This window comes from Luteibacter sp. P4_E6 (assembly GCF_056401535.1).
Genome location: NZ_JBFUJE010000466.1, coordinates 1 through 3127, shown reverse-complemented (window position 1 = coordinate 3127; position 3127 = coordinate 1). Strand labels below are relative to the sequence as shown.

General features: G+C 62.3%; 4 protein-coding genes. All 4 read right to left on the bottom strand.

All coding sequences use genetic code 11. From position 1 onward, the window contains the following. The coding region (locus AC1DT2_RS19280; protein ID WP_477298087.1) for a mannose-1-phosphate guanylyltransferase/mannose-6-phosphate isomerase at positions 1 to 837 on the bottom strand (837 nt) is incomplete at its 3' end. 6 nt (positions 838 to 843) lie between these two features. Next, positions 844 to 1779 carry a dTDP-4-dehydrorhamnose reductase gene (gene rfbD / locus AC1DT2_RS19275; RefSeq protein WP_477298085.1) on the bottom strand — a complete coding sequence of 312 codons (936 nt, stop codon included), beginning with the start codon at positions 1777 to 1779 and terminating at the stop codon, positions 844 to 846. Further along, a complete protein-coding gene (gene rfbC, locus AC1DT2_RS19270) occupies positions 1776 to 2333 on the bottom strand; it encodes a dTDP-4-dehydrorhamnose 3,5-epimerase (RefSeq protein ID WP_477298084.1) in 558 nt (185 codons plus the stop codon). The genes rfbD and rfbC overlap by 4 nt, the downstream gene beginning before the upstream one ends. Then, a partial coding sequence (gene rfbA / locus AC1DT2_RS19265; protein ID WP_477298083.1) for a glucose-1-phosphate thymidylyltransferase RfbA occupies positions 2330 to 3127 on the bottom strand: 798 nt, incomplete at its 5' end. The genes rfbA and rfbC, both read right to left, overlap by 4 nt.

Below are 3127 nucleotides of genomic sequence, written 5' to 3'. Positions count from 1 at the left end.
CATCCACAGCGCTTCCCACGAACCGATATCGCTCCACTCGCAGCTGACGGGAACGACAGCCGCGTGAGCGGTTTTCTCCATGACGGCGTAGTCGATCGAGTCGCTCGGTGCCTGTGCGAAAGCGTCTGAATCGAGCCGGATGAAATCGAGGTCGGTGTTGGCGCGCTCGTAGGCCGTTTTAGCGGCTTCGAGCATGGCCGGGGCGTATTTGCCCAGCTCTTCGAGGTAGCGGGAGGCGCGGAAAAGAAACATGCCCGAATTCCAGTCGTACAGCCCGCTTGCCACATAGCCTTCGGCGACGGCGAGCTCGGGTTTCTCGACGAACTGATTCACCTTGAAGCTGTCCGCTCCTAAGGCTTCGCCGCGCTGGATGTAACCGAAGCCCGTTTCGGCACGGTCCGGACGAATGCCGAACGTCACCAACCAGCCCTGTTCCGCCAGCGGGCGTGCCTTGGCGACCGCTTCCGAAAACGAGGCGCTGTCGCCGATGAGGTGGTCCGCAGGCAAGACGAGAACCAGGGCATCCTCCGCCTTCTCTAGCGCCCGAAGCGCGCCAACAGCAATGGCAGGTGCCGTGTTCCGTGCGACTGGCTCGAGCAGGATGCTGGCGCCGGTCACATTCAGTTCCTGCAGCTGTTCGGCAGCGAGAAACCGGTGATCGTCACTTGCAACGACCACGGGCGCGGCGGCATCGGGCAGGAGTGCGGCGCGGCTGATGGTCTGCTGGAAGAGCGTTTCCGGAGCAGTCAGTGCCAGGAACTGCTTGGGGAGATTGCGGCGCGAAATGGGCCACAACCGGGTTCCGCTGCCGCCACTGAGAATGAGGGGGATGAGCATGGGGAGTTATTCCGATGAGGCGGAAAGGGCGGTCAAGGTGCGGTCGATGCCGAGCGTCCAGTCAGGCAGATCGTAGCCGAACGTCCGGGCGAAGCGTCCGGTGTCGAGTACGGAGTACGCCGGACGCTTCGCGGGCGTGGGGTAATCCTTGGTCGAGATCGCGGACACCTGTGGCATGCGGGGAATCAGGCCGATGTTGGCGCCACGCAGCAGCAGGGCCTGTGCAAACCCGTGCCAGGTGGTACTCCCGCTTGCGGTCAGGTGATATGTACCTTCCAGTGCTGAACGCTCGGCAGCATCACCAGTGAGCCACCGGTCGATGGCCGCCAGTGATCCTTCGACAATAAGAGACGTATCCGTCGGCGTACCGTGTTGGTCGGAGACGACGCTGAGTTCGTCGCGTGTGGCGCCGAGACGCAGCATCGTACGCAGGAAATTATTCCCGACCGATGAATAAACCCAGGCTGTGCGAAAGATGAAGTGCGCTGCGCCCGATGCGCGAAGCGCCTCTTCACCGACAAGCTTGCTGCGTCCGTAGGCGCCAGTCGGCCCCACGGGATCCGCTTCCCTGTAAGGAGCCTTCGCGTTGCCGGCAAACACGTAATCCGTCGAGTAGTGCACCACCAGGGCGCCACGACCTGCCGCCCAGCGTCCAATCAGGCCCACGGCGTCGCCGTTGACCCGGGTCGCCATGGCTTCATCCGCTTCTGCACGATCGACGGCCGTGTAAGCGGCCGCATTCACGACGATGTCCGGCCGTTCGGCATCCAGCACGTGTTCCATCGATTCGAGGTCGGCAAGATCGGCCATCGCGCCGGTCCGACCATCGGCCAGTTCGCCATTCCTGCTTGCCGCGAGAACGTGCCCGCGGAGCGCGAGGCCACCCTGGCTCAGGAAGCACTGGCCAAGCTGTCCGTTCGCACCCAGCAGGAGAATCTTCACGGAACGTACTCCGGCAATCTCTCCGATGGCACATCGGCGAGCAGCGGTGTCTTGCCATCCTTGTCGGAAAGCAGGGGTTCCGACACCGGCCAGTCGATGCCGATAGCGGGATCGTCCCAGCGGATACCCGCATCGGCACTCGCCTCGTAAAGCGCGGTGCACTGGTAAGAGAACGTCGCGTAGTCGGAGATCACGCAGAAACCGTGGGCAAAACCTTCCGGGATCCAGAAGTGGCGATGGTTATCCGCCGTCAGGATGGCGGCAGCCCATTGGCCGAAGGTGGGCGAGCCACGGCGGATGTCCACCGCGACATCGTAGACCTCGCCTTCGAGCACATTGACCAGCTTGCCCTGGGGATTCGGCCATTGATAGTGCAGGCCGCGGAGGACGCCGCGAGCCGAGCGGGACACGTTGGACTGGACAAAGCGACGATCGATGCCCGCATCGCGGAACGTCTTCTCGTTGTAGCTCTCGTAGAAAAAGCCTCTTGCATCGCCAAACACCCTGGGCTCGATGACGAGCACACCGGGGAGGGAGGTTTCACTGACCTTCATCGAATTAGACCGTGCCCGACAAGATTGCGAAGGTATTCGCCATAGCCGGTTTTTGCCAGCGGCTTTGCGAGGGCAAGAACTTGCTCGGCATCGATCCATTTATTGTTGAAGGCGATCTCTTCAAGGCAGCACACCTTGAGGCCCTGCCGGTTCTCGATCGTCTGGATATAGTTGCCCGCTTCCATGAGGGAATCGTGGGTGCCGGTATCCAGCCAGGCATATCCACGCCCGAGTTGCTCGAGCATCAGGGAGCCGTCCTCGAGGTAACAACGGTTCAGGTCGGGGATCTCGAGCTCCCCGCGGGGAGAGGGCTTCAGATCCCGCGCGAAATCGCAGGCACGCTGATCATAAAAGTACAGGCCGGTGACCGCGTAGTTCGACTTGGGTTTTGCCGGCTTCTCTTCGAGACCGATAACCCGGCCGTTCGCGTCGAATTCCGCCACGCCATAGCGCTCGGGGTCACGAACCCAGTAGCCGAACACGGTGGCCCCATCGGCCCGGGTGGCGGCACGCTTGAGACGCTCCGTCAGGCCCACGCCGTAGAAGATGTTGTCACCGAGCACCAGGCAACTGGGCTGGCCGCCGATGAAATCGCGGCCGATCACGAAGGCCTGCGCAAGCCCATCAGGAGAGGGCTGGACGGCGTACGTGATATTGATGCCCCACTGCGAACCATCGCCGAGCAGCCGCTGAAACAAGGCCTGCTCATGGGGCGTATTGATGACCAGGACATCCCGGATGCCCGCCAGCATCAGGGTGGCCAGGGGATAAAAGATCATCGGTTTGTCGTACAC

Excerpts from the sequence above, each read along its gene's own strand:
- rfbC (WP_477298084.1), bottom strand. The coding sequence starts at position 2,333 with ATGAAGGTCAGTGAAACCTCCCTCCCCGGTGTGCTCGTCATCGAGCCC.